At 71.1% G+C, this 19,682-nt stretch carries 19 protein-coding genes; 4 read left to right on the top strand and 15 right to left on the bottom strand.

Annotated features, from left to right (window positions below; all coding sequences use genetic code 11):
* The first annotated feature begins 17 nt into the window (after window positions 1–17).
* Window positions 18–818, top strand: coding sequence for an SGNH/GDSL hydrolase family protein (locus tag ACIBBB_RS02885; RefSeq protein WP_398978020.1), 801 nt, complete (start codon window positions 18–20; stop codon window positions 816–818).
* 19 nt (window positions 819–837) lie between these two features.
* Here the strand turns inward: ACIBBB_RS02885 and ACIBBB_RS02890 are convergent, their stop codons facing one another.
* The 6 genes from ACIBBB_RS02890 to ACIBBB_RS02915 are packed head-to-tail and all read right to left on the bottom strand — an operon-like array spanning window position 838 to window position 6,985.
* Window positions 838–1,692 carry an STM4011 family radical SAM protein gene (locus ACIBBB_RS02890; RefSeq protein ID WP_398978022.1) on the bottom strand — a complete coding sequence of 285 codons (855 nt, stop codon included), beginning with the start codon at window positions 1,690–1,692 and terminating at the stop codon, window positions 838–840.
* Window positions 1,693–1,699: 7 nt separating this feature from the next.
* Window positions 1,700–3,070 carry an STM4012 family radical SAM protein gene (locus ACIBBB_RS02895; RefSeq protein ID WP_398978025.1) on the bottom strand — a complete coding sequence of 457 codons (1,371 nt, stop codon included), beginning with the start codon at window positions 3,068–3,070 and terminating at the stop codon, window positions 1,700–1,702.
* Window positions 3,070–3,879 (bottom strand): STM4013/SEN3800 family hydrolase, encoded by an 810-nt coding sequence (locus ACIBBB_RS02900; RefSeq protein ID WP_398978800.1) that lies wholly within the window; start codon window positions 3,877–3,879, stop codon window positions 3,070–3,072. Before ACIBBB_RS02900 ends, ACIBBB_RS02895 begins: the two co-directional genes overlap by 1 nt.
* Before the next feature lie 40 nt (window positions 3,880–3,919).
* Window positions 3,920–5,086: an STM4014 family protein gene (locus ACIBBB_RS02905; RefSeq protein ID WP_398978027.1), complete on the bottom strand. Its 1,167-nt coding sequence runs from the start codon at window positions 5,084–5,086 to the stop codon at window positions 3,920–3,922.
* Window positions 5,067–6,041, bottom strand: coding sequence for an STM4015 family protein (locus ACIBBB_RS02910; RefSeq protein ID WP_398978029.1), 975 nt, complete (start codon window positions 6,039–6,041; stop codon window positions 5,067–5,069). The genes ACIBBB_RS02905 and ACIBBB_RS02910 overlap by 20 nt, the downstream gene beginning before the upstream one ends.
* Window positions 6,038–6,985 (bottom strand): STM4015 family protein, encoded by a 948-nt coding sequence (locus tag ACIBBB_RS02915; protein WP_398978031.1) that lies wholly within the window; start codon window positions 6,983–6,985, stop codon window positions 6,038–6,040. The genes ACIBBB_RS02910 and ACIBBB_RS02915 overlap by 4 nt, the downstream gene beginning before the upstream one ends.
* 170 nt (window positions 6,986–7,155) lie before the next feature.
* Between ACIBBB_RS02915 and ACIBBB_RS02920 the strand changes: the two genes are divergently transcribed.
* Window positions 7,156–7,485, top strand: a complete 330-nt coding sequence (locus ACIBBB_RS02920) for a hypothetical protein (protein ID WP_398978033.1) — start codon at window positions 7,156–7,158, stop codon at window positions 7,483–7,485.
* Between the two features lie 110 nt (window positions 7,486–7,595).
* Window positions 7,596–8,597: a DUF6745 domain-containing protein gene (locus ACIBBB_RS02925; protein WP_398978035.1), complete on the top strand. Its 1,002-nt coding sequence runs from the start codon at window positions 7,596–7,598 to the stop codon at window positions 8,595–8,597.
* Between the two features lie 23 nt (window positions 8,598–8,620).
* Here ACIBBB_RS02925 and ACIBBB_RS02930 read toward each other — a convergent pair whose 3' ends face one another.
* The 3 genes from ACIBBB_RS02930 to ACIBBB_RS02940 form a co-directional block, all read right to left on the bottom strand.
* A complete protein-coding gene (locus ACIBBB_RS02930) occupies window positions 8,621–9,547 on the bottom strand; it encodes a carbohydrate kinase family protein (RefSeq protein ID WP_398978802.1) in 927 nt (308 codons plus the stop codon).
* Between the two features lie 147 nt (window positions 9,548–9,694).
* On the bottom strand, window positions 9,695–10,315 hold the full coding sequence (locus tag ACIBBB_RS02935; protein ID WP_398978037.1) for a TetR/AcrR family transcriptional regulator: 621 nt from the start codon (window positions 10,313–10,315) through the stop codon (window positions 9,695–9,697).
* A gap of 67 nt (window positions 10,316–10,382) precedes the next feature.
* The gene (locus tag ACIBBB_RS02940) at window positions 10,383–11,564 is read right to left on the bottom strand and encodes a Glu/Leu/Phe/Val dehydrogenase dimerization domain-containing protein (protein ID WP_398978039.1); all 1,182 of its coding nucleotides are present in this window, start codon (window positions 11,562–11,564) and stop codon (window positions 10,383–10,385) included.
* A gap of 339 nt (window positions 11,565–11,903) precedes the next feature.
* On the opposite strand from ACIBBB_RS02940, the gene ACIBBB_RS02945 reads away from it, so the two are divergent.
* Window positions 11,904–13,187, top strand: a complete 1,284-nt coding sequence (locus ACIBBB_RS02945; protein WP_398978804.1) for an MBL fold metallo-hydrolase — start codon at window positions 11,904–11,906, stop codon at window positions 13,185–13,187.
* Between the two features lie 66 nt (window positions 13,188–13,253).
* On the opposite strand, the gene ACIBBB_RS02950 is transcribed toward ACIBBB_RS02945, so the two are convergent.
* From ACIBBB_RS02950 to ACIBBB_RS02975, 6 genes are all read right to left on the bottom strand, one after another.
* A complete protein-coding gene (locus ACIBBB_RS02950; protein WP_398978041.1) occupies window positions 13,254–13,763 on the bottom strand; it encodes a nuclear transport factor 2 family protein in 510 nt (169 codons plus the stop codon).
* A gap of 96 nt (window positions 13,764–13,859) precedes the next feature.
* Window positions 13,860–14,852 carry a Gfo/Idh/MocA family protein gene (locus tag ACIBBB_RS02955; protein WP_398978043.1) on the bottom strand — a complete coding sequence of 331 codons (993 nt, stop codon included), beginning with the start codon at window positions 14,850–14,852 and terminating at the stop codon, window positions 13,860–13,862.
* A complete protein-coding gene (locus tag ACIBBB_RS02960) occupies window positions 14,846–16,315 on the bottom strand; it encodes an NDP-hexose 2,3-dehydratase family protein (protein WP_398978805.1) in 1,470 nt (489 codons plus the stop codon). Before ACIBBB_RS02960 ends, ACIBBB_RS02955 begins: the two co-directional genes overlap by 7 nt.
* Before the next feature lie 2 nt (window positions 16,316–16,317).
* Entirely contained in the window at window positions 16,318–17,622 is a 1,305-nt protein-coding gene (gene rfbH / locus ACIBBB_RS02965) for a lipopolysaccharide biosynthesis protein RfbH (protein ID WP_398978045.1), read from the bottom strand.
* 1 nt (window position 17,623) lies between these two features.
* The gene (rfbB, locus tag ACIBBB_RS02970) at window positions 17,624–18,613 is read right to left on the bottom strand and encodes a dTDP-glucose 4,6-dehydratase (protein ID WP_398978047.1); all 990 of its coding nucleotides are present in this window, start codon (window positions 18,611–18,613) and stop codon (window positions 17,624–17,626) included.
* The gene (locus ACIBBB_RS02975; RefSeq protein WP_398978049.1) at window positions 18,610–19,677 is read right to left on the bottom strand and encodes a glucose-1-phosphate thymidylyltransferase; all 1,068 of its coding nucleotides are present in this window, start codon (window positions 19,675–19,677) and stop codon (window positions 18,610–18,612) included. The genes rfbB and ACIBBB_RS02975 overlap by 4 nt, the downstream gene beginning before the upstream one ends.
* Window positions 19,678–19,682 lie beyond the last annotated feature (5 nt).

Consider the following 19,682-nt stretch of genomic DNA (forward strand, 5'->3'; position numbering starts at 1 on the left):
GTGAATGATGTTTCGCTGTGGCTGACGATTCGGGATCAAAAACCAGAGGTGCCTTCGGGTCTTACGCGGCCATCGGTGACAGTTTCACCGAGGGCGTCGGCGACCCCGGACCGGGCGGAATTCATGTCGGCTGGGCGGACCGGCTCGCGGTACTGCTCGCCGACCGGACACCGGACCGATCGCTCCGGTACGCCAACCTCGCCGTACGGGGACGGCTGCTGGACCAGATCGTGGCCGAGCAGATCCCGCGCGCCAAGGAACTCGCCCCGGATCTGATCACGTTCTGCGCCGGCGGCAACGACATCATCCGGCCCGGCACCGACCCGGACGACGTCGCCGAACGTTTCGAACGGGCGCTGGCCGACCTGACGAGCGCGGTCGGCACGGTCATGGTCCCCACCGGGTTCGACACCCGGGGCGTCCCGGTGCTGCGCCATCTGCGCGGCAAGATAGCCACGTTCACCGCCCACGTCCGCTCCATCGCCGACCGCTACGACTGCCCGGTCCTGGACCTGTGGTCCCTCAAGTCGGTCCAGGACAGGCGCGCTTGGGACGGCGACCGGCTGCACCTGTCACCGGAGGGCCACACCCGCGTGGCCCTGCGCGCGGCCCAGGTCCTCGGCCTCGACACCCCCGCCGACCCCGACCAGCCGTGGCCGCCCCTGCCGCCACGCGGCGCACTGGAGGTGCGCCGCGACGACATCCAGTGGGCACGCGAATACCTGGTCCCCTGGATCGGCCGCCGCCTCCGCGGTGAATCCTCCGGCGACCACACGGTCGCCAAACGCCCGGACCTGCTGCCGCTGGTACGTCACTGAGCCGACCGGGACGCGGAGTTCAGCGCGCCACCGGGCTCACCGGTACGCGTTCCAGGACGCCGCCCGCGAAGACGTCGTACAGCGGCAGTGTCTCCAGGTGGACGTACCCGATGTGGCAGTCGCAGGTGGCGAGTGGGCACGCGCGGGGTTTGAGGGCCCGACGGTAGGAGCCGTCGTAGAGGTTGCCCAGTTCCGCCGGGACGAAGTGGCAGCGGCGAACCGTGCCTTCGCCGTCGACCGAGATCACTGATTCGCCCGTGCGGCACGGGAGGCCGGCCGAGTGGTGGGGGTGGCGGCTGAACGGGAACAGGGGGTCGATCGAGGTCCAGTCGGTGGCCTCCGGGTCCGAGTAGGTGCGGCCCTCCGCCGCGTTGACCCACAGGTAGACCTGGCCGGGGAGGTCGGCGCGGAGGCGGCGGGCCTGGTCGAGGTGGTCGGGGAAGCCGACGATGCCGACGCTGAAGCGGATGCCCGCGGCGCCCAGCTCGCCGCACTTGGTGAGGAAACGGTCGTACGGCGTCTGGCCGGGGTGGTACGTGCACCAGAGCGCCAGCTTGGCCGGGTCGGCGGCCTTCAGCCAGTCCGTGCGGCAGCTGAGGTTCGTCTGGATCGCGACCCGGGCCACGTGCGGGAGGTGCGAGAGGTCGGTGAGGGCCCGCCGGTACCAGGAGCGGGTGAGGCCCTCGCCCCACGGGGTGAAGAGGACCGACAAGCGGTCATCGGTCTGTTCGGCCACCCACGTCGTGAAGCGTGTCAGCGCCGCCCGGTCCGCGCGCAACTGGTCGGGGCTGTCGCGGCGCTTGGCGAACGGGCAGTAGGGACAGTCGTAGTCGCAGGAGGCGAGCGGGCCCCGGTAGAGGATCGTCAGGTCCACGGGTGCCTCACTTCGGTTCGTAGGCGGCCATCGCGGCCCGGACGGCGGGGGAGAACAGGGCCGGGCCCAGGGCGTCCGAGTGGGCGAGCCCTTCGGGCGTGAGCCGGAGGAGGCCGGGCCCGGCGTCCGTGTCGAGCCAGCCGAGGTCGGCGAAGCGGTCCAGCTCGGTGGGGAAGTCGTCGCCGGGACGGCTGCCGAACCGCGCGCGGTACTCCTCCAGCTCCATGCCCTCCGCCTGGAGCAGCGACTGGAGGAGATGGCGGCGGCGTGCCTCGTCCGTGTCGACGGCGCGGCCCACCTCGGCGCGGGAGAAGTCCCCGGTGGTTGTGTAGTCGTCGATGATGTTCCGGATCTCGCGCACCCCGACCGCGTAGTCGAAGGAGTAGTGGAGCTCCGAGGTGTACGAACGCGCGCCGCAGCCAAGGCCGATCATGCCGTCGGTCTGGCACGCGTAGTCGTCCGCGCCCTCGTGCGGCGCACCGATGCGGCGGAACATCCGCATCGACACCTGCTCGTAGCCCTCGGCGAGGAGATGGTCCCGGCCCCGCCGGTAGAGGTCCAGGCGCTGGGTGTCCCAGTCGGTCTCACTGGGGTGCGCGCGCCTGCCGAGCGGCGTCAACGGCCGTGCGTACAGCGGGTAGAGATACAGCTCCTCGGGCCGCCAGGCGAGCGCCGCGTCGAGCGAGAGCCGCCAGGACTCCGGGGTCTGCCCGTCGATGCCGTAGATGAGGTCGATGTTGAGGACCGGGATACGCGCGTCCCGGATCCGGCCGAGCGCGGCCTCGACGTCGGAGCGGCGCTGCGGGCGCACGGCCGCCCTCGCCTCCTCCTCGACGAAGCTCTGCACGCCGATGCTCAGCCGCGTCGCCCCGCGTTCGGCCAGCACCGACAGCCGGTCGGCCGTGGCGGTCGACGGCGACGTCTCCACGGAGAGCGGGACGGCCCGCAGATCGGCGCCCATCCGCTTCTCCGCGATGTCGCACAGCCGCTCCAGCTCGCCGGCGTTGAGGAAAGTGGGCGTGCCGCCGCCGAATGCGGCCGCGGCGAAGCGCACCCCGTCCGCGCCGGCCGTGCCGTCCGCGTGGAGCGCGTCGGCCACGGCGGTCGCCTGCCGGTCCAGCGCGTCCAGGTAACGGGTCGTCAGTTCGTCCGGCGCGCCGATCCGTGTGAAGAGGTTGCAGAAGCCGCAGCGGACCTCGCAGAACGGTATGTGCAGATAGAGCGAGAGCGCGTCCTTCCGCTCGCCGGCCCACAGGCCGCTCAGCGCCGGACGGTCGGCCAGCGGGCGGTACGCGGTCTTGTGCGGATACGCGTAGACGTAACTCTCGTACGGGCGCGGCGGGGGCGCGGTGCCGTTGGTACTGGTCGTGTTGGTCATCAAGGTGCCCCTGGCTCAAGGAAGAAATGGGCGTACGGCACGGTCCAGACGGACTCGTGGCCGAGACGGTGGCCCGTCCAGCCGTCGTCACCGTAGGCCGTGCCGTGGTCGGAACAGACGATCGTGAAGCAGCGGCGCCGGCTGCTCGCCGCGGCGAAGAGCCGGCCGATGTGCCGGTCCACATATTCGAGGGCGGCTGCGTGCGTCCGGCGCGAGTCGCCCGCCGCACGGGTGGCGCCGGGCAGATGGAACCAGTTCGGCTGGTGCAGCGACGGCACGTTCACGAAGAGGAACAACCGCTGACCCGTGGGCAGTTCGGCCACAACCCGCTCCGCTCGGGCCACCTGCGACTCGAACGACGTCGGCGAGGCGACGCCGAACTCCGGCTCCCAGTGGCTCTCCTGGAACATCCCCGGCAGTACGGAACCGAGCGCGCCCCGCTTGTTGAAGAAACCGACACCCCCGATGCACACCGTCCGGTACCCGGCGTCCGCGAGACCCGACACCAGGTCGGGCGTGTCGAAGACGAACGTCCTCGCGGCCGTGGACTCACTCCCCTCGAACCGCGCCGCGAACAGCCGCGGATGCGGCCCCGCCGAGGCGGGCGTCGGCAGGAACCCGGCGAACATCGCCTGGTGCGAGGCGTAGGTGAAACTGCCGGGGGCGTGCCGCTTCTCCCAGCGCCCGCCCGGGAGATGCCGGGCGAGATTCGGCAGCCGGCCCGCCTCGGCCAGCTCGGCGGCCACGTCGTAACGCAGTGTGTCGAGCGTGATCAGCAGAAGGTCGTCGTGGCCGACGACCCCGCGCATGTCGGGCAGCTCCGCGCCCGTGGTCCCGGGCCCCGTCGTCTCAGAGGTGTGCACGCCGCCCCCCTCCCGCGCCCGCCGTACGCGGCGGGCCCGCCCGCAGAGCCGCGAGCTGCGCCCCGTAGGTGTCCTGGCCCTCCGCGCCGCTGCCGGGCAGTCCGGTGAGACCGGGCAGCAGATCACCGAAGGCGTTGACCTCGCCGACGGCGAAGCGGCGCCAGCCGGTCGCGGGCAGCAGGTCCACCCCCACACAGTGCGTGCCGGGGAAGCAGGCGGCGGCGCGCTCGCAGATCTCCAGGGCGGCCCGCCAGCCCCCGCCGCCGCTCGTCGTCTCGGTCGCCGCCCGCACCGCGTTCAGATCGCCGCGCGACCCGCCGAGATGCAGGTTGGTCATCGGCGACGAGCTGGTCCGTACGACGGCGTGCGTCGCCCGGCCCGCCACGACCACCACCCGCAGGTCCGTCGCCCTGCCGTTCTGCGTGGCCTTCGGCAGCCACCGCTCGACATGCAACCCGTCCGGGGCCAGTGCGTCGACGATCGCCGCCACCTCCGGCTCGGTGGTCAGACGCCGTACCCGCAGCGAGTTGAACAGCCGCCCGGCCGCGTCGCGTTCGACAGAGGTCGTCGCGCGCACGCGGCCGGGGCCGGCGGTCTCGACGGCCAGCACCCCGGAGGCCGACGAGCCGTGGGCGATCTTGACGAACGCCCGGCGCATGCCAGGACCGCCCATCAGCGCACGCACGTCGTCCCAGCCGCGCACGGGCGGGGAGCCGGCCCCCGACGTCGGCGACGGCGGCACCGGTACGGAGGCCAGGTCCAGCACCTCGTGGCACAGCCGCTTGTCGAACAGCACGGCCAACTCGTCCGGGTCGTCCAGGACATGTGCCCCCGCGTTCCGCACGGTGCGGCCCAACTCCCGTACGGCGGAGGTGAACCGCTCGTACCAGAGTGCTGTGCCCTCGACCCGCGTCGGATCGTCCGTGCCGCGCAACAGCCGCTCCACCGCCGCGTCCTCGCCCGGCGACTCCACCCGTACGACCTCACCGGGCCGGAACTCGGCACGCCCGCCCAGGACATCGAGCCAGGCCACCTCACGGGCCGGCGGCAGGCCGGCCGCGCCCACCGCGTCCTGGAACAGCCGGACGCGGCGGTTCGCGGGATTGCCGACGACCGCGAGGCGCGGCTCGCCGCTACTCGGAGACGGCGACATAACGCCACTCGTCGTCTTCGTCGATGCCGTCGGACGGCGCCAGCTCCACCCGCACACCGTGCGGCTCCAGAGCCTCCTCGATCCGTGTGCGCCACGGCGGTGACATGTAGTGGTGGCGCAGGTCCAGCTCGGCGAGGTGGGTGAGCGGCTGGCCGGCGAGCAGCGCCTCGGCCCCCGCGTCGGTGAGCGTGCCCATCGACAGCGCCAGCGATTCGAGCCCGGCGACGACCGGCGCCGCGGCCACGGCCCCGGCGATCTCGTCCTGGATCTCGCTGTTCTGGAGCCCCAGATGGCGCAGGCGCGGGAATCGGCCGCCGTCGAGGAGGGGCGCCAGATCGGCGACGGTCGCGTTGCCCCCGTACTCGTCGACGCCCAGCCACAGCTCCAGATGTTCCAGCGCGGGCAGTTCGCTCGCACCGACGGCGCGGACGACGGCCCCCGGCAGCCCGCCCGACTCGAAACGCAGGACCCGCAGCCGGTCGTGCTTCACCGGCCGCAGCCGCAGGTCACCGTCCCGATACGTGTCGCCGCAGCCCCGCACGCCGAACTCCTCCAGCAGCGGGAACGCCTCGACGGCCGGGGTGATGTCGTTCATCCGCAGCCAGGACACCTCGCACTCCTCGCCGACCACGTCCGCCAGGAACAGCGCGCGCAGGGCGGAGAACCGCGCCGCGTCGGCGACGATCAGCTCCAGGGCGGGCGCCAGCTCCGAGTACTCGCCGCACCACCACGGGCCGATGACCAGCGCGCGCACGCGCTCGGTGTCCACCACATGCGTGAAGTGCGCCCACAGCTTGGGGAATGTCCACTCCTCTTCCCATCCGCAGTCGAGACGCCACGCGACGGCGTCGGGCTCGGGCAGCGGACCCGGCGCCGGGACCTCGTCGCGGGGGAGGGTGAGGACGGGAAGCCCGTGGAACTCCTCGAAGTGGTCGATCCCGTCCGCGCCGCTCATTCGGCCACCGCCGTGTAACGCGACTCGTCGTCCCTCGCGGACTCACGCTCGGACAGGTCCACGACCACACCGGCGGGCTCCAGCGTCTCGCGGATCCGGTCCTCCATGGGCTCGCTCATGTAGTGGTGGTGCAGATCGAGCTTCTTGAGGTGTGTGAGCGGCTGACCGGAGAGCAGCGCCTCGGCGCCCTCGTCCCCGAGGGTGCCCATCGACAGATCGAGTGTCTCCAGCCGCGCCACCACCGGCGCTCCCGCCATCGCCGCCGCTATGTCGTCCTGGATCTCGCTGTTGCGCAGCGCCAGTGACTTCAGGGCCGGGAGGCGCGCTCCGGTCAGGAACGGCTCCAGGTCCGCCACGATCGTGTTCGCGCCGTACCAGGACGTGCCCAGCCAGATGTCCAGATGCTCCAGCGCGGGCAGCTCGGCCGCGGCGATGCTCCGGACCACGTCGGCTTCCAGCCCACCCGTCTCGACGGTCAGCGAACGGAGCCGCTCGTGCCTGATGCCGGACATGTTCAGATCCTGGCCGCCGCGCACCCCGAACGAGTGGAGCTGCGGGAGGGCGGCGAGCAGCGGCCCCGTCTCCCCCTGGTTGATCCACGAGATCTCGCACTCCTCGTAGGTCATGTCACCGAGGAACAGCGCCCCGAGGGAGGGGAGTTGGCCGCTCGCGGCGACCAGGGCCCCAATTACGCCGTCGGGAGAGGACTCGTACGCCTCCGACCACGCGCCGATGATCAGTGCGCGGACCTCGGTCGTATCGACGGCCTTGAGGAAACGCGCGAACGCCGACTCCCACTCCTCCTCGCTGTCGTACACGTCCGCCGCGATGCGCCAGGCCACCGAACCCGCGTCGGGAAGCGTCGTCTTCGGCTCGGCCTCGGGGGTGGGGAAGTCGAACGCGGGCAGGCCGTCCAACTCCTGCAGGTGGCTCGAAATGGTCATGGCGAGTGCTCCAGACACCGGGCGTCGGCGTTGATCGGCTTGATGCTGAGAGAAGTTGTAACAGGCCCCACTGACAAGCCCGGTTCGGGGGCGGAGCCGATTGTCAGACCCACCGTCTAGCGTCGTTCACAGGTCGGCGCACTCGGCGCCGCCCGGTCGAGGGGAGAGCCATGTACCGGCAGGGAGACGTGCTCATCGTGCCCGTGGCGCAGGAGAGCGTGCCGTCCGGTGTCGCCGAAGCGCGGAGCGAGCCGAGGGACGCGCGGGGGCGCCTCGTCCTGGCGCTCGGTGAGGTCACGGGACACGCCCACGCGGTGACGGGCCCCGGCCTGCTCGTCCGCGAGACGGGCGGCGAGTTCGGGCCGATGCTGCTTCATCTGCCGGAGGGCGGCCGGGTGGTGCACGAGGAGCACGCGGCGATAGCGCTGCCGAAGGGGTGGTTCCGCGTGGTGCGCCAGCGCGAGTACCTGCCGGGAGCGGTGCGCGTCGTCGCCGACTGAGGACGCGCGAACGGTTCGAAGACGGCCGGACAGAGGGCTCGAAGACGGCTCGAAGACGGCTCGGCAGGAAAGTACACGGGACAGTGACGACAGGGGACGGGGCTTCAGACATGCCGAATGTGGACAAGTGGCGGAGCGTCGCTGCGGCGACAGGCGCGGCCGACCGGCCGGCGGCCGAGGCGGGGATACGGCTCGCCTACCGGACGGCCGGGCTGAGCGAGCCGGGGCGGATCATCTGGGCGGACTCCCCGCTCGCCGGACTCGCCGCCGTCAGGTCTCTCACGGATCAGGGCAGATCGGTCCGTGACGCGGTGCGCACCAGGCCGTGGGCGGAGGAACGGCGGCGTATCCACGACGAATTGGGCCCGGCGGGCTGGGCCGAGTGGTGGGGGGCCACCGGCGCCCGGCTGTGGGACACCACCCGCGCCCTCGCCGACCGGATCCGCTCCGGCATCACCGACTCGCTCGGCACGGACGCGGCGGATCTCCCCGAGACACGTCAGCTGCTGCTTGACGCGGTCCTCGGTCAGCACGACGCCGCCTGGCTGGCCGCGTTCGACGGGCGCGGCGACCGGCTCGCGGGACTCGCCGAGGTGGCGTCGCACGCGGGCTGGTGGTGGCCCTACGAGAACGTGACGGTGGTCTGTGAACGCCCCGTGGAGCTGCACCGCGACGAGGCGGGGCGCCTCGACCGCGGTGACGGCCCGGCCCTCGCCTACCCCGACGGCTTCGCCCTCTACGCGTGGCGCGGTATGCCGGTCCCGGCCGACTTCCTCGCCGAGCTCACCTCGCTCGACCCGGCCCGGATCCGCAACGAGGAGAACGCGGAGCTGCGCCGCGTGATGCTGGAGCACTACGGCTACGACCGGTATCTCACCGAGTCCGGCGCCGAGCCGATCAGCAAGGACGAGACCGGCATCCTCTGGCGGATAGCGCTCGCCGGTGACGAGGACGTCGTGATGGTCGAAGTCGTCAACTCCACCCCCGAGCCCGACGGCACGAGCCGCACCTACTGGCTGCGGGTGCCGCCGGGGACGCGTACCGCCAAGGCGGGGGTCGCCTGGACGTTCGGCCTGGAAGCCAAGGAGTACGACCCGGTGAAGCAGACCTGAGGCAGACCTGCTTCAGACCTGCTTCAGACCTCGCGGGAGAGGAGCGCGTCGGCGCCGATCAACGACGAACTGCCCTCCACCGTGCAGGCGTAGGCACCCGCGATCGCGCCGAGGCGCGCGCAGGCTTCCAGGTCCCGCCCGGCCAGCCGCCCGTAGAGGAACCCGGCGACGTACGCGTCGCCCGCGCCGTTGGAGTCCACCACCGGTGCGGGCGGGACCGTCGCCGGGACCGGACGGGGAGTACGGCTGCCTCCCCGGGTCAGCAGATAAGACCCTCCGGCGCCTGCCGTGGCCACCACCGCCTGCGCCCTGCCCTCACGCAGGATCTCCCGCATCACCGGAGCTATCCGCTCGCCCGCCCCCGCGGCGCTGAGGAAGACCAGATCCGCGCGGTAGGCGAACTCCCGGTGGTAGGAGTTCACCCCGTCCCAGTCGTGCAGATCGGTCGAGACGGGGACACCCTGTTCGATGATGTCGTCGAAGAGGAAACGGGTGAAGTTCGTGATCGACACATGGACATGGCGGGCCCGCGCGAGGTGCGGGAGATAGAAGTCGCGAGGCATCCGCAGATCTTCCGGATCGCGCGCGTCGTGGAAGGACATCCGGCGGCCCGTCGTCTCGACGAGATTGACCGCACGACGTGTGCCCGCGGGCGAGATCAGCCCCTCGAAGTCCACACCACCCTTGGTGAGATGTTCGCGGACCTGACCGCCCGCCGGGTCGTCACCGACGAAGTCGAGGAATTTGACGTCCAGTCCGAGGGCACGACAGCCCAGGGCCACATTGCCGCCGGTCTGACCAGGCCATTCGAGGATCGGCCCGACACCGACCGAGTCGGCGAGCGGCACGGGGAGCGAGTCGACACGGACGACCGTGTCCACGCCGCAACCGCCGACGACCAGCACGTCATGGCCCGGCTCGGCTCCGGGCCCGTCCCCCGGCTCCGCCATGTTCTCAACGTCCGGATGTTCGGTCTGTCGCTGCGCCACAGTCTCCACCTTCGTTCCGGATTCCGGATCTCGCGCACAGTATGGCCGTGCCGGTGTCGGCCGGTCACGGCGACCTGCGGTGGCGGTTCGTCAGCCCCGCGGGACCGGTCATCGGCCGGCGGCGGTGAGCTCCGCTCTGTCGACGCCCAGTTCGCGTGCCAGTGCCTCGTCCGTCCAGTCCAGGAGGGTGGCGCGGCTCAGCGATCCCGCGTACGAGGTCATCTGCACCGCGAGTCCGTCCAGGAGCGCGGTCAGCCGCCAGGCCGCCGCGACCGGGTCGGGGCAGCGGAACTCGCCCGCTCCGACGCCTTCGTTGACGACGGAGGCGAGCGCGGCCTTCCACTGCTGGTCGAGTTCGCTGGCGACCTGGTGCAGCGCGGGCTCGCGCGGCGCCGCCGCCCATCCCTCGATCCAGAGCCGCCAGCCCTTGGCCTCGCCGGTCGGCGCGTACCAGCGGATCGCGGCGTGCAGCCGGCGCAGGGCGCTGGTGCGGCGGCCGAGCAACTCCCGCAATTGCGCCAGGTCTTCCTCGGCGGCGTGCCGGAAGGCGGCGGCGAGAAGCTTCTCCTTCGTGGAGAAGTGGTACAGCACCAGCGCGTTGCTCACCCCGAGGACGGCGGCGACGTCGGCCACACGCACGGCCGCCACCCCCCGTGTCTGGATCTGATCGACGGCGGCGCGCAGGAGGTCCTCGCGCCGCTCCTCCACACTCAGCCGTACTCTCGCCACACTGAACCCTAACTCCCGCCGGTTGACACAAACCCCGGGGCCGTAAACCACGGGCCCTCCCGCCCGGTCAGCGGTAGTGGCCGAACCGCTCGGCGATCAGGGGCAGTCGGGCCGTGGCGATCGCGTGCGCGGCGGCCCTCGGAGTCGTAGCCCCGGCCTCCGCGCGTTCCAGCATCAGCTCGGTCAGCGCGCGCATGGAGCGCCGCGTGTGGGCGAATGCCTCGTCCGCGCCGGGGCCGATGTCGCCGAAGAGCGTCCACCACCACCAGGCGTTCGTAGCGGAGTTGACAACGATGTCGGGGAGCACGGTGATCCCACGTGAGGCCAGCAGCTCCTCCGCCTCGGCCAGAACAGGCATGTTGGCCGCCTCCACGATCCAACGGGCCTTTATCCGGGCCTGGTTGGCGCTGTCGATCGCGTATGAAACGGCCGCGGGCACCAGGATCTCGGCGTCCGCCGACAGCCAGGCGTCACCCGGCAGTTCGCGGTCGCCGGGCCGCAGCGCCGCGCGGTCCACCGTCCCGAACGCGTCACGAGCGGCGAGCAGCGACTCGACGTCCAGGCCCTGCGGACAGCAGATGGTGCCCTTGACGTCCGCCACGGCCACGATCGTGAGGCCGGCCCGGAGGAGGAACCGCGCGGTCGCCCCGCCCATGGTCCCCAGACCCTGCACCGCGACCCGTGTTCCCTCGTACGCCACCCCCGCCCGGTCCAGCGCGGTGAGCGCGGCCTCGGCCACTCCGCAGCCACCGGCCAACTCGTCCAGGCCGATGCCGTCGACGTCCACGGCGAAGGCGTCGGCGAGCCGTCGCCGCGCTGCCTCCTCGTCGTCGAGGAGCGGATGGATCGCCTGAACGGTCGAGACGAGCCCGGCTTCGGCGGCGGCCCTGTCGATCAGATCCTGGGTCAGCCCCAGGTCCTCGCCCGTGGTCCAGACGGTCTCGATGTACGGCCGTACGGCGCGGAGGTAGCGGACGAGGACGCCGTACGCCGCCGGGTCCCGGGGATCGCAGTCGATGCCCCCCTTGGCGCCGCCGAGCGGGATGTAGCGCGCCGAGGGGTCGTCGTTGAAGTGCAGGGCCTCCTTCATGGTCATGCCACGCGCGAGCCCGGTCACCTCCTCCAGCGAACAGCCCTTCCGCATCCGCAGTCCGCCGCTGGAGACTCCGCGCACGAGCCGGTCGACGACCAGATACCCCTCGCGGCCGGTGACGTGGTCACGCCAGGTCAGCGATATCAGGGGGGACATGGGTGGGCGCCTCCGGGGGCGACGGCAGACCGTGGGGAAGTGCTGCAACTGAATGGAAAGTCAGTATCCGGAGCCGGGGGCACGGCTGTCAAAGAGGTCGCGGAGGCGGTCGCCGGGGGCTCGGAGGGCCCTGGCCGAGTGGCCGGATTTCGACTGTCCGTGGCCGCACGGGGGAATCCGGGAGATCGTCCGGACGTTGCAGTCAGGTGCCCCGGACGGCATACCCGGCCCTGGCACCCCGGTAGCGAGAAACGCCCATAATGAAATGAACCCGAACCTTCAGGAGATGCAGTGAACGGCGCCGGCTCCCCACCCTCACTCCGCTCCCGGCTGCGCGCGATGCGGTCCGAGACCTTCGGGGCCGACCCGGCCGGCGAGCGCCTGGAGCGGATCCTCAATTCCCCGAACTTCGCCGACGGTGTGTTCCAGAATCCCGAGGGCACGGCCAGAACCAGACCTTCCGGCTCCATGCTGGAGCTGTCGAAGGTCTACCTCCGTAAGGAGGCGCGCGCCCGGCGCGCACCCGCCACCCCGATCCCGGTCCACCAGGACACCCTCGCCGACCTCGCCGTACCGCCCGCCTCCGGACTGCGGCTGACCTGGATGGGGCACTCCAGCGTCCTCGCCGAGATCGACGGCCGGCGCGTGCTCTTCGACCCGGTCTGGGGCGAGCGCTGCTCCCCCTTCTCCTTCGCCGGACCGAAGAGGCTGCACCCCGTGCCCGTCTCGCTCGCCGCACTCGGGCCGGTCGACGTCGTCGTCATCTCGCACGACCACTACGACCACCTCGATCTGCCGACGATCAAGGGGCTCGCCTCCACGAACACCGTCTTCGCCGTGCCGCTGGGCGTCGGCGCGCATCTGGAGCACTGGGGAGTGCCCGCGGCGCGCGTGCGCGAGCTGGACTGGAACGAGACGGCGGAGGTGGCCGGTATCTCGTTCACCGCGACGCCCGCGCGGCACTTCTGCGGCCGTGGCCTGCGCAACCAGCAGCACACCCTCTGGGCGTCCTGGGCCGTCGCCGGACCCGAGCACCGGATCTACCACAGCGGTGACACCGGTTACTTCTCCGGATTCCGGGACATCGGCGCCGCGCACGGCCCCTTCGACGCCACGATGATCCAGATCGGCGCCTACAGCGAATACTGGCCGGACATCCACATGACCCCCGCCGAGGGCCTGCGCGCGCACGTCGACCTCCAGCAGGGCAGCCCCTCCGGCGTGATGCTGCCGATCCACTGGGGCACCTTCAACCTCGCGCCGCACCCGTGGGCCGAGCCCGGCGAGGGCACGGTCACGGCGGCGGCGGAGACGGGCGTACGCGTCGCGCTGCCGCGCCCCGGTGAGTCCTACGAGCCGACGGTGAGCGAGACCATCCCCGGCACGCCGTGGTGGCGCGCCGTCGCGATCACGCCGGCCGACGGCTGGCCGGAGGCGGTACCGGCCGGGGACAAGGAATCCGTCCCGACCACGGCCGGGACCACCGCCTCGGTCTCCGGCGCCGAATCGGCCGCGGCGGACAAGGCCGCGGCGGCCACCCCGGCGGGCGGCGAGAAGCCGGCCGGCGGCACCACCGGCGCCGGCTCCTCGGAGGCGGCGCCCTCCGCGCGGAGCGCGCCGTAACGACGAGCCGCGCACGGAGCGGGCCGGCAGCGGGGACACCGCCGGGAAACCCCGGCCCCCGGCCCGCTACGCGCAGCTCATCGAGCCGCGGTCCGCGCCCGGCACCGACGCCAGCCCCTTGCCCGCCGTCCAGACCACACGGCAGGCGAGCCGGTCGATCCGCCAGCCGTCGGGGGTGCGGACCGCCCCGATGTCGAAGTACGTGCCGACGTTGAAGTGCGGACCCTCGTCGTCGTGGTGCACATGGGTGGCGATGAGGTGCGCGCGTACCTCCGCCCGGTCACCGTCGAAGCGGATGGTGGAGTTCGAGCCGAGGTGGTGGGTGCGGGCCCACTTCCCCTTGGCCTCGCGCTGGAAGCGGGCCAGGCCCTTCACTCCCCGGTGGCTGCCGACGGGGAAGTCCAGCCGGGCGTCCTCGGTGAAGACGGTCCGGTACCAGCTCTCGTCGAACTCCGGCTCGTGCAGGGTGTCGAGACCGACCACATAGCGCTCGACGAGATCCCTGACGTCCGAGCGGTCGGTCACCACCCGAAGCTGCGCGCGCAGCCGAGCCACCTCATTCTCGATCGATTCCATTCTGAGCTCCTGCTCTCAACTGTTCACTGGCCGGACTTCACTGGCCGGAGGTCACGGAGTAAGGGAGTAACGGAGTACGGAGTAGAGGTCACGCGGTCACGGGGTGAGTGGCCGGCCGCCCTTCAGCAGCGCCGACTCCAGAAGGGCGGCCTGGCGCAGGCAGTCCGCCACCGCGTCCCGGGGCGCCCGGCCGGCCCGTGCCGCCGAGGCGAAGGCGTTGAGGGTGGCGGCCACCTGGTCGTGCGGTTCGAGGACGATCTCCTCGGTGCCGGACGCCCGTTCGACACGGATCACGGGCGGATGGTCGGCGGGCGGGGTGAAGGCACGGTCCAGGGTGATCCGGCCCTCGCTGCCCACCAGTTCGTACGACGAACGGTAGGCATGGTCCAGCCCGTAACTGAGCTGGGCGAAGACACCGGCGGGCGTGCTCAGCAGGGCGGCGCCGCCGGTGTCCACCCGGTCCTCCGGGCCGGAGCTGCGCAGCGCCGCGACCAACTCCAGTTCCGGACCCAGCAGATGGAGAGCCGCGCGCAGCGGATAGACGCCCGTGTCCCAGAGCGCGCCGCCGCCCAGATCGGGGTCGTGGCGCACGTCCCCCGCCGGGCGGCGGGGGACGGTGAAGGCGGACTGGAAGCCGTGCAAAGCGCCGATCGCCCCGTCCGCCAGCAGCTCACGTACCGCGGTGTGCTGCGGATGATGGACGAACATGACGTTCTCCATCAGCGCCAGCCCGCGTGCGTCGGCCAGCGCCAGCAGGTCCGCGGTGCGGGCCCGCTCGGTGGTGAGCGGCTTCTCCGCCAGAACGTGCTTGTCCGCGCGCAGGGCGGCCTCCACCCACCGGGCGTGCAGCGCGGCGGGCAGCGGCGCATAGACCGCGTCGACCTCGTCGAGCGCCAGCAGTTCGGCGTAGCCGTCGACCGCTGGGCAGCCGAACTCCCGGGCGGTGCGGGCCGCCCTGTCCGCGTCGCGGCTGGCCACGGCGGCGATCTCGACGCCGTCGCAGGCCGCCATCGCGGGCAGTATCCGGCGGCGGGCGATGTCGGCGCAGCCGAGCACGCCGACGCGCAGCGGCGAGGCGGGGGCTACCACGGGACCGCCCCGGAGTTGAGGCAGGCCAGCAGTGTGCGGGCCTGGACGTTGACGTAATGGCCGTGCCTGGACAGGGAGTTGAGCTGGCCAGGGGTCACCCACCGGTAGCCGGCGGGTACGTCCGCGAGACGGCCGTCGCCGATCCCGTCCAGCCCGTCCACGTCCACGACCAGGTAGCGGCTCTCGGCGTTCAGGAACCGGCCGCCCTCCTCCGAGTGCCGTGCCTCGTAGCGGATACGGGACGGATCGGTGTTCAGCACCAGGTCCAGGAACGGCGGCCGGTCGCCGCCCGCCAGATGGGCGTAGTTGTCCGGGGTGTACTGGACCGTGGGACCCAGTTCGACCGTGTCGAGGAATCCGCCCTCGACCCGGGCGTGCGCCAGGACGTGCGGCACCCCGTCGACGCGCCGGGACAGGAACGCGGTGACACCGAGACCGCACGGCTCGAACAGGGGCTGGGTCCACCCGGTGACCTCGCGGTTGCCGGCCTCGACCTGGACGCCCACCACCCGGAAGTAACGGCCCTCCACATGGTCGATGGTGGCGTCTCCGCGCCGCCAGTCGGGCAGTTCGTTCAGCGGGACGAGCCGCGCGTGCACAGCGTGCCGGGAGCGCTCGGAGGTGAACCAGGAAAGCAGCTCGGTGTCGGTGTGCAGCGCCCCGTGCTCGTCGTGGGCGGTCGGCGCGCAGGCCAGTACCGTACGGGCGTCCATGTTCACCACGTTGTCCCGCAGCAGCAGTTCGCCGATCTGGCCGAGTGTCAGCCAGCAGAAGTCGTCGTCTACGACGACGTCCTCGTCCGTCTCGACGATCATGTTGCGGTTGGACTTGTGGTAGAACCACGACCCGTGTTCGGACTGGAGCGCGTCGGCGAGGACCCGGCCGCGCTCCGGGCGGACGAAGTACTCGATGTACTTCACGTCGGCGCCCTTGTGCACCTTGGTGTAGTTGCTCCGGGTGGCCTGCACGGTCGGCGAGAGCTGGAGCAGATTGGGGTTGCCCGGCTCCATCTTCGCCTGCATCAGGAAGTGCAGCACCCCGTCGAACTCCTTGGCCAGCAGGCCCAGGATGCCGACCTCCGGCTGCTTGATGATGGGCTGCCGCCAGTTCCGTACCGGGCCTTCGGAGACGTTGACGTCCAGGCCCTCGACGGTGAAGAAGCCGCCGCTGTGGTGCCGGAGATTTCCGGTTGTCGCGTCGAAGTCCCAGCCGTTGACCTGGTCGAAGCGGATCCGGGTCACCTTGAAGTGGTGTGCCTTCTCGCGGCCGGCCAGCCAGTCGGCGATCTCGTCGGTGCGGGGCCCGGCGCCGGAGCCGGTGGCGGCGGCCGAACGGGCCAGTCTGAAGGGCAGGTTCACGTCCTCGCGGGGACGCAGCGTCACAGCGGGGACGGGCGCCGCGGTGGACGAGTGGGCCGAAGTGCCCGAAGTGGCCGTGACGGTCGCTGTGTTGGCCGTGGTCATGGTCATGTGCGGGCTCCGACGAACTCCTGGATCGTGGAGACGACGTAGTCGATCATCTCGTCGGTGAGCCCCGGGTAGACGCCGATCCAGAACGTCTGCATCGTGATGATGTCGCTGTTGACCAGGTCGCCGACGACCCGGTGCGGCTGGTTGATGTAGGCCGGGTGCCGGGTGAGATTGCCCGCGAAGAGCCGGCGCGTACCGATCTTGCGGTCCTCCAGGTACTCCACCAGCTCGGCGCGGCTGAAGGGGGCGTCCGGGTCCACCGTCAGCGCGAAGCCGAACCAGCTCGGGTCGCTGCGGGGGGTGGCTTCGGGCAGCATCAGGTGCGGAAGGCCGTCCAGGCCCTCCCGCAGCCGGCGCCAGTTGCGCTTGCGGGCGTCGACGAAGCTGTCGAGCTTGGCGAGCTGCGACAGGCCCAGGGCGGCCTGGAGGTCGGTGGCCTTCAGGTTGTAACCGACGTGCGAGAAGATGTACTTGTGGTCGTAGCCCTCGGGCAGCGTGCCCATCTGGTAGTCGAAGCGCTTGAGGCACTTGTTGCTCTCGCCCGGCTCGCACCAGCAGTCCCGGCCCCAGTCGCGCAGTGACTCGACGATCCGTGCCAGCGCGAGATTGGCCGTCAGCACGCAGCCGCCCTCGCCCATCGTCAGATGGTGGGCCGGGTAGAAGCTGACGGTGGTGATGTCACCGAAGGTGCCGGTGAGCTGTCCGTCGTAGGTGGAGCCGACCCCGTCACAGTTGTCCTCGATGAAGAACAGGCCGTGGTCCTCGGCGAGTTGGGCGATCTCGGTGGCCTCGAAGGGGTTGCCGAGGGCGTGCGCGATCATGATGGCCTTGGTACGCGGTCCGATCGCCTCCTCCACCCGCTTCGCGGTGGTGTTGTACGTCCCCAGCTCGACATCGACGAAGACGGGGATCAGGCCGTTCTGCAGGATCGGGTTGACGGTGGTCGGGAAGCCCGCCGCGACGGTGATGACCTCGTCGCCCGGCACCAGCCGGCGGTCCTCCAGCAGATGCGAGGTGAAGGCGCCCATCGCGAGCAGGTTGGCCGACGAGCCGGAATTCGTCAGATGCGCCTTCCGCCGTTTGAGCTTTCGGGCGAAGGCGGACTCGAACTTGCGTGAGCTGTGGCCGGCCGCGATACGCATGGTGAGGGCCGCCTCGACCAGGGCCACCCGGTCGTCCTCGTCGAGCACCGCACCCGAGGGCCAGATCTCGCTGACGCCCGGGACGAAACCGCCGCCGTTCTGGGTGTCGAGGTGGTACTTGCGGGTCTCGTCCAGAATCAGTGCTTTGTGCTCGCTCATGTCAGGCTCCTTGGAGGTTGTCGGTGCGCTGCTTGACGGCCTTCCACCAGGCGGGGTTGTCGCTGTACCAGGCGACGGTGTCGGCGAGCCCCCGCGCGAACGGCACGCGCGGGGCGTAGCCGAGCTCGTCGCGGATCTTGCTCTCGTCCAGCGAGTAGCGCAGGTCGTGGCCCTTGCGGTCGGCGACCCGCCGGACCATCGACCGGTCGGCTCCGAAGAGGTCCAGCAGCAGTTCGGTGATGCCGAGGTTGGTCTGCTCGTTGCCGCCGCCGATGTTGTAGATCTCGCCCGCCCGGCCCTGGTTGAGGACCAGCTGGATGGCCCGGCAGTGGTCGTCCACGTGCAGCCACTCGCGGATGTTCCGCCCGTCGCCGTACAGCGGGAGCGGCACACCTTCCTGGAGGTTGGTGATGAAGCGCGGGATCAGCTTCTCCGGGTGCTGGTACGGACCGTAGTTGTTGGAGCAGCGCGTGATCGACAGGTTCAGCCCGTGGGTGCGCCAGTAGGCGCGGGCGATCAGGTCCGAGGACGCCTTGCTCGCGGCGTACGGGGAGTTGGGCGCGAGCGGCCACTCCTCCGTCCAGGAACCGTGGTCGATGGAGCCGTACACCTCGTCCGTGGAGACGTGCACGAACCGCTCGATGCCCGCCGCGACACAGCCGTCGAGCAGCGTCTGGGTGCCACCGACGTTCGTGCGGATGAACTCCGCGGCGGATTCCAGCGACCGGTCGACGTGCGACTCCGCGGCGAAGTGCACCACGGCGTCGTGTCCGGGCAGCAGCGCGCGCACCGGCTCCGGATCGCAGATGTCGCCCTGGACGAAGGTCAGCCGGGGGTGCGCGTCGGGGAGGTTGTCCCGGTTGCCGGCGTAGGTGAGCTTGTCCAGGACGGTGACCTCGGTGCCTTCGGAGCCCGCATAGCCGCCTTCGAGCAGGGTCCTGACGTAGTGCGAGCCGATGAAGCCCGCACCTCCGGTGACCAGTGTCCTCATGCCGCCACCTCGATTCGGGTGTGGTCGCCCACCACGAGACGGTGGTGGGGGTCCTGCTCGGGGGTCGTGCCGACCGTGGCGTTACGGCCGATGAGTGAGCCTTGCAGGCCCGGGACCTGGGAGATGGTCGCGCCGTCCATCACGATGGACTCGCTCACCTGGGTGCCGCGCAGCGTGCAGTCGCGGCCGATCGACGTGTTGGGACCGATGTGGCTGTCCTCGATCACCGTGCCCGAGCCGACGACGACGGGGCCCTCGATCCGGGAGCGCAGCACGCGGGCGCCGGGCTCGATGCGTACGCCCTCGTCGAGTTCGCTCGCCGCGTCGGCTTCGCCGAAGACGCCGGGGCGCAGATCGGCCAGGAGCTGACGGTTGCAGTCGAGGACGTCCTCGGCGCGGCCGGTGTCCTTCCAGTAGCCGCTGTACTCACTGGCCCTCACTTCCGAGCCGGCGGTCAGCAGCCACTGGATCGCGTCGGTGATCTCCAGCTCGCCGCGGGCGCTGGGAGCGATGGCGCCGACCGCCCGGTGGATGGCCGGCGTGAAGAAGTAGACGCCGATCAGGGCGAGATCGCTGAGCGGCTGCTCGGGCTTCTCGACCAGCCGCTCGACGTTGCCGTCCACGTCCAGCTCGGCGACGCCGAAGGCGCGGGGGTCGAGCACCTTGTGCACCACGACCTGGGCGGCCGGGCGGCCGGCCCGGAAGTCGGCGGCGATGTCCTCGATCCCGTCGGGAAGCATGTTGTCCCCGAGATACATGACGAAGTCGTCGTCGCCGAGGAAGGAGCGGGCCAGCGTCACGCAGTGCGCCAGCCCCAGCGGCTTCTCCTGCGGGATGTAGGTGATCCGCACACCCAGCCGGGAGCCGTCACCGAGGACGTCCGCGATCTCGGCGGCCCAGCCGCCGACGATGATGCCGATCTCGGTGACCCCGAGCGCGCGGATGTTCTCCAGCACGTGCTCCAGGACGGGCTTGTTGGCGATCGGGATGAGCTGTTTGGGCATGGAGTAGCTGAACGGGCGCAGGCGAGTGCCTGAGCCGCCTGACAGCACCAGAGCCTTCATGACAG

It is taken from the genome of Streptomyces sp. NPDC051217, assembly GCF_044455465.1.
Taxonomy (GTDB): domain Bacteria; phylum Actinomycetota; class Actinomycetes; order Streptomycetales; family Streptomycetaceae; genus Streptomyces.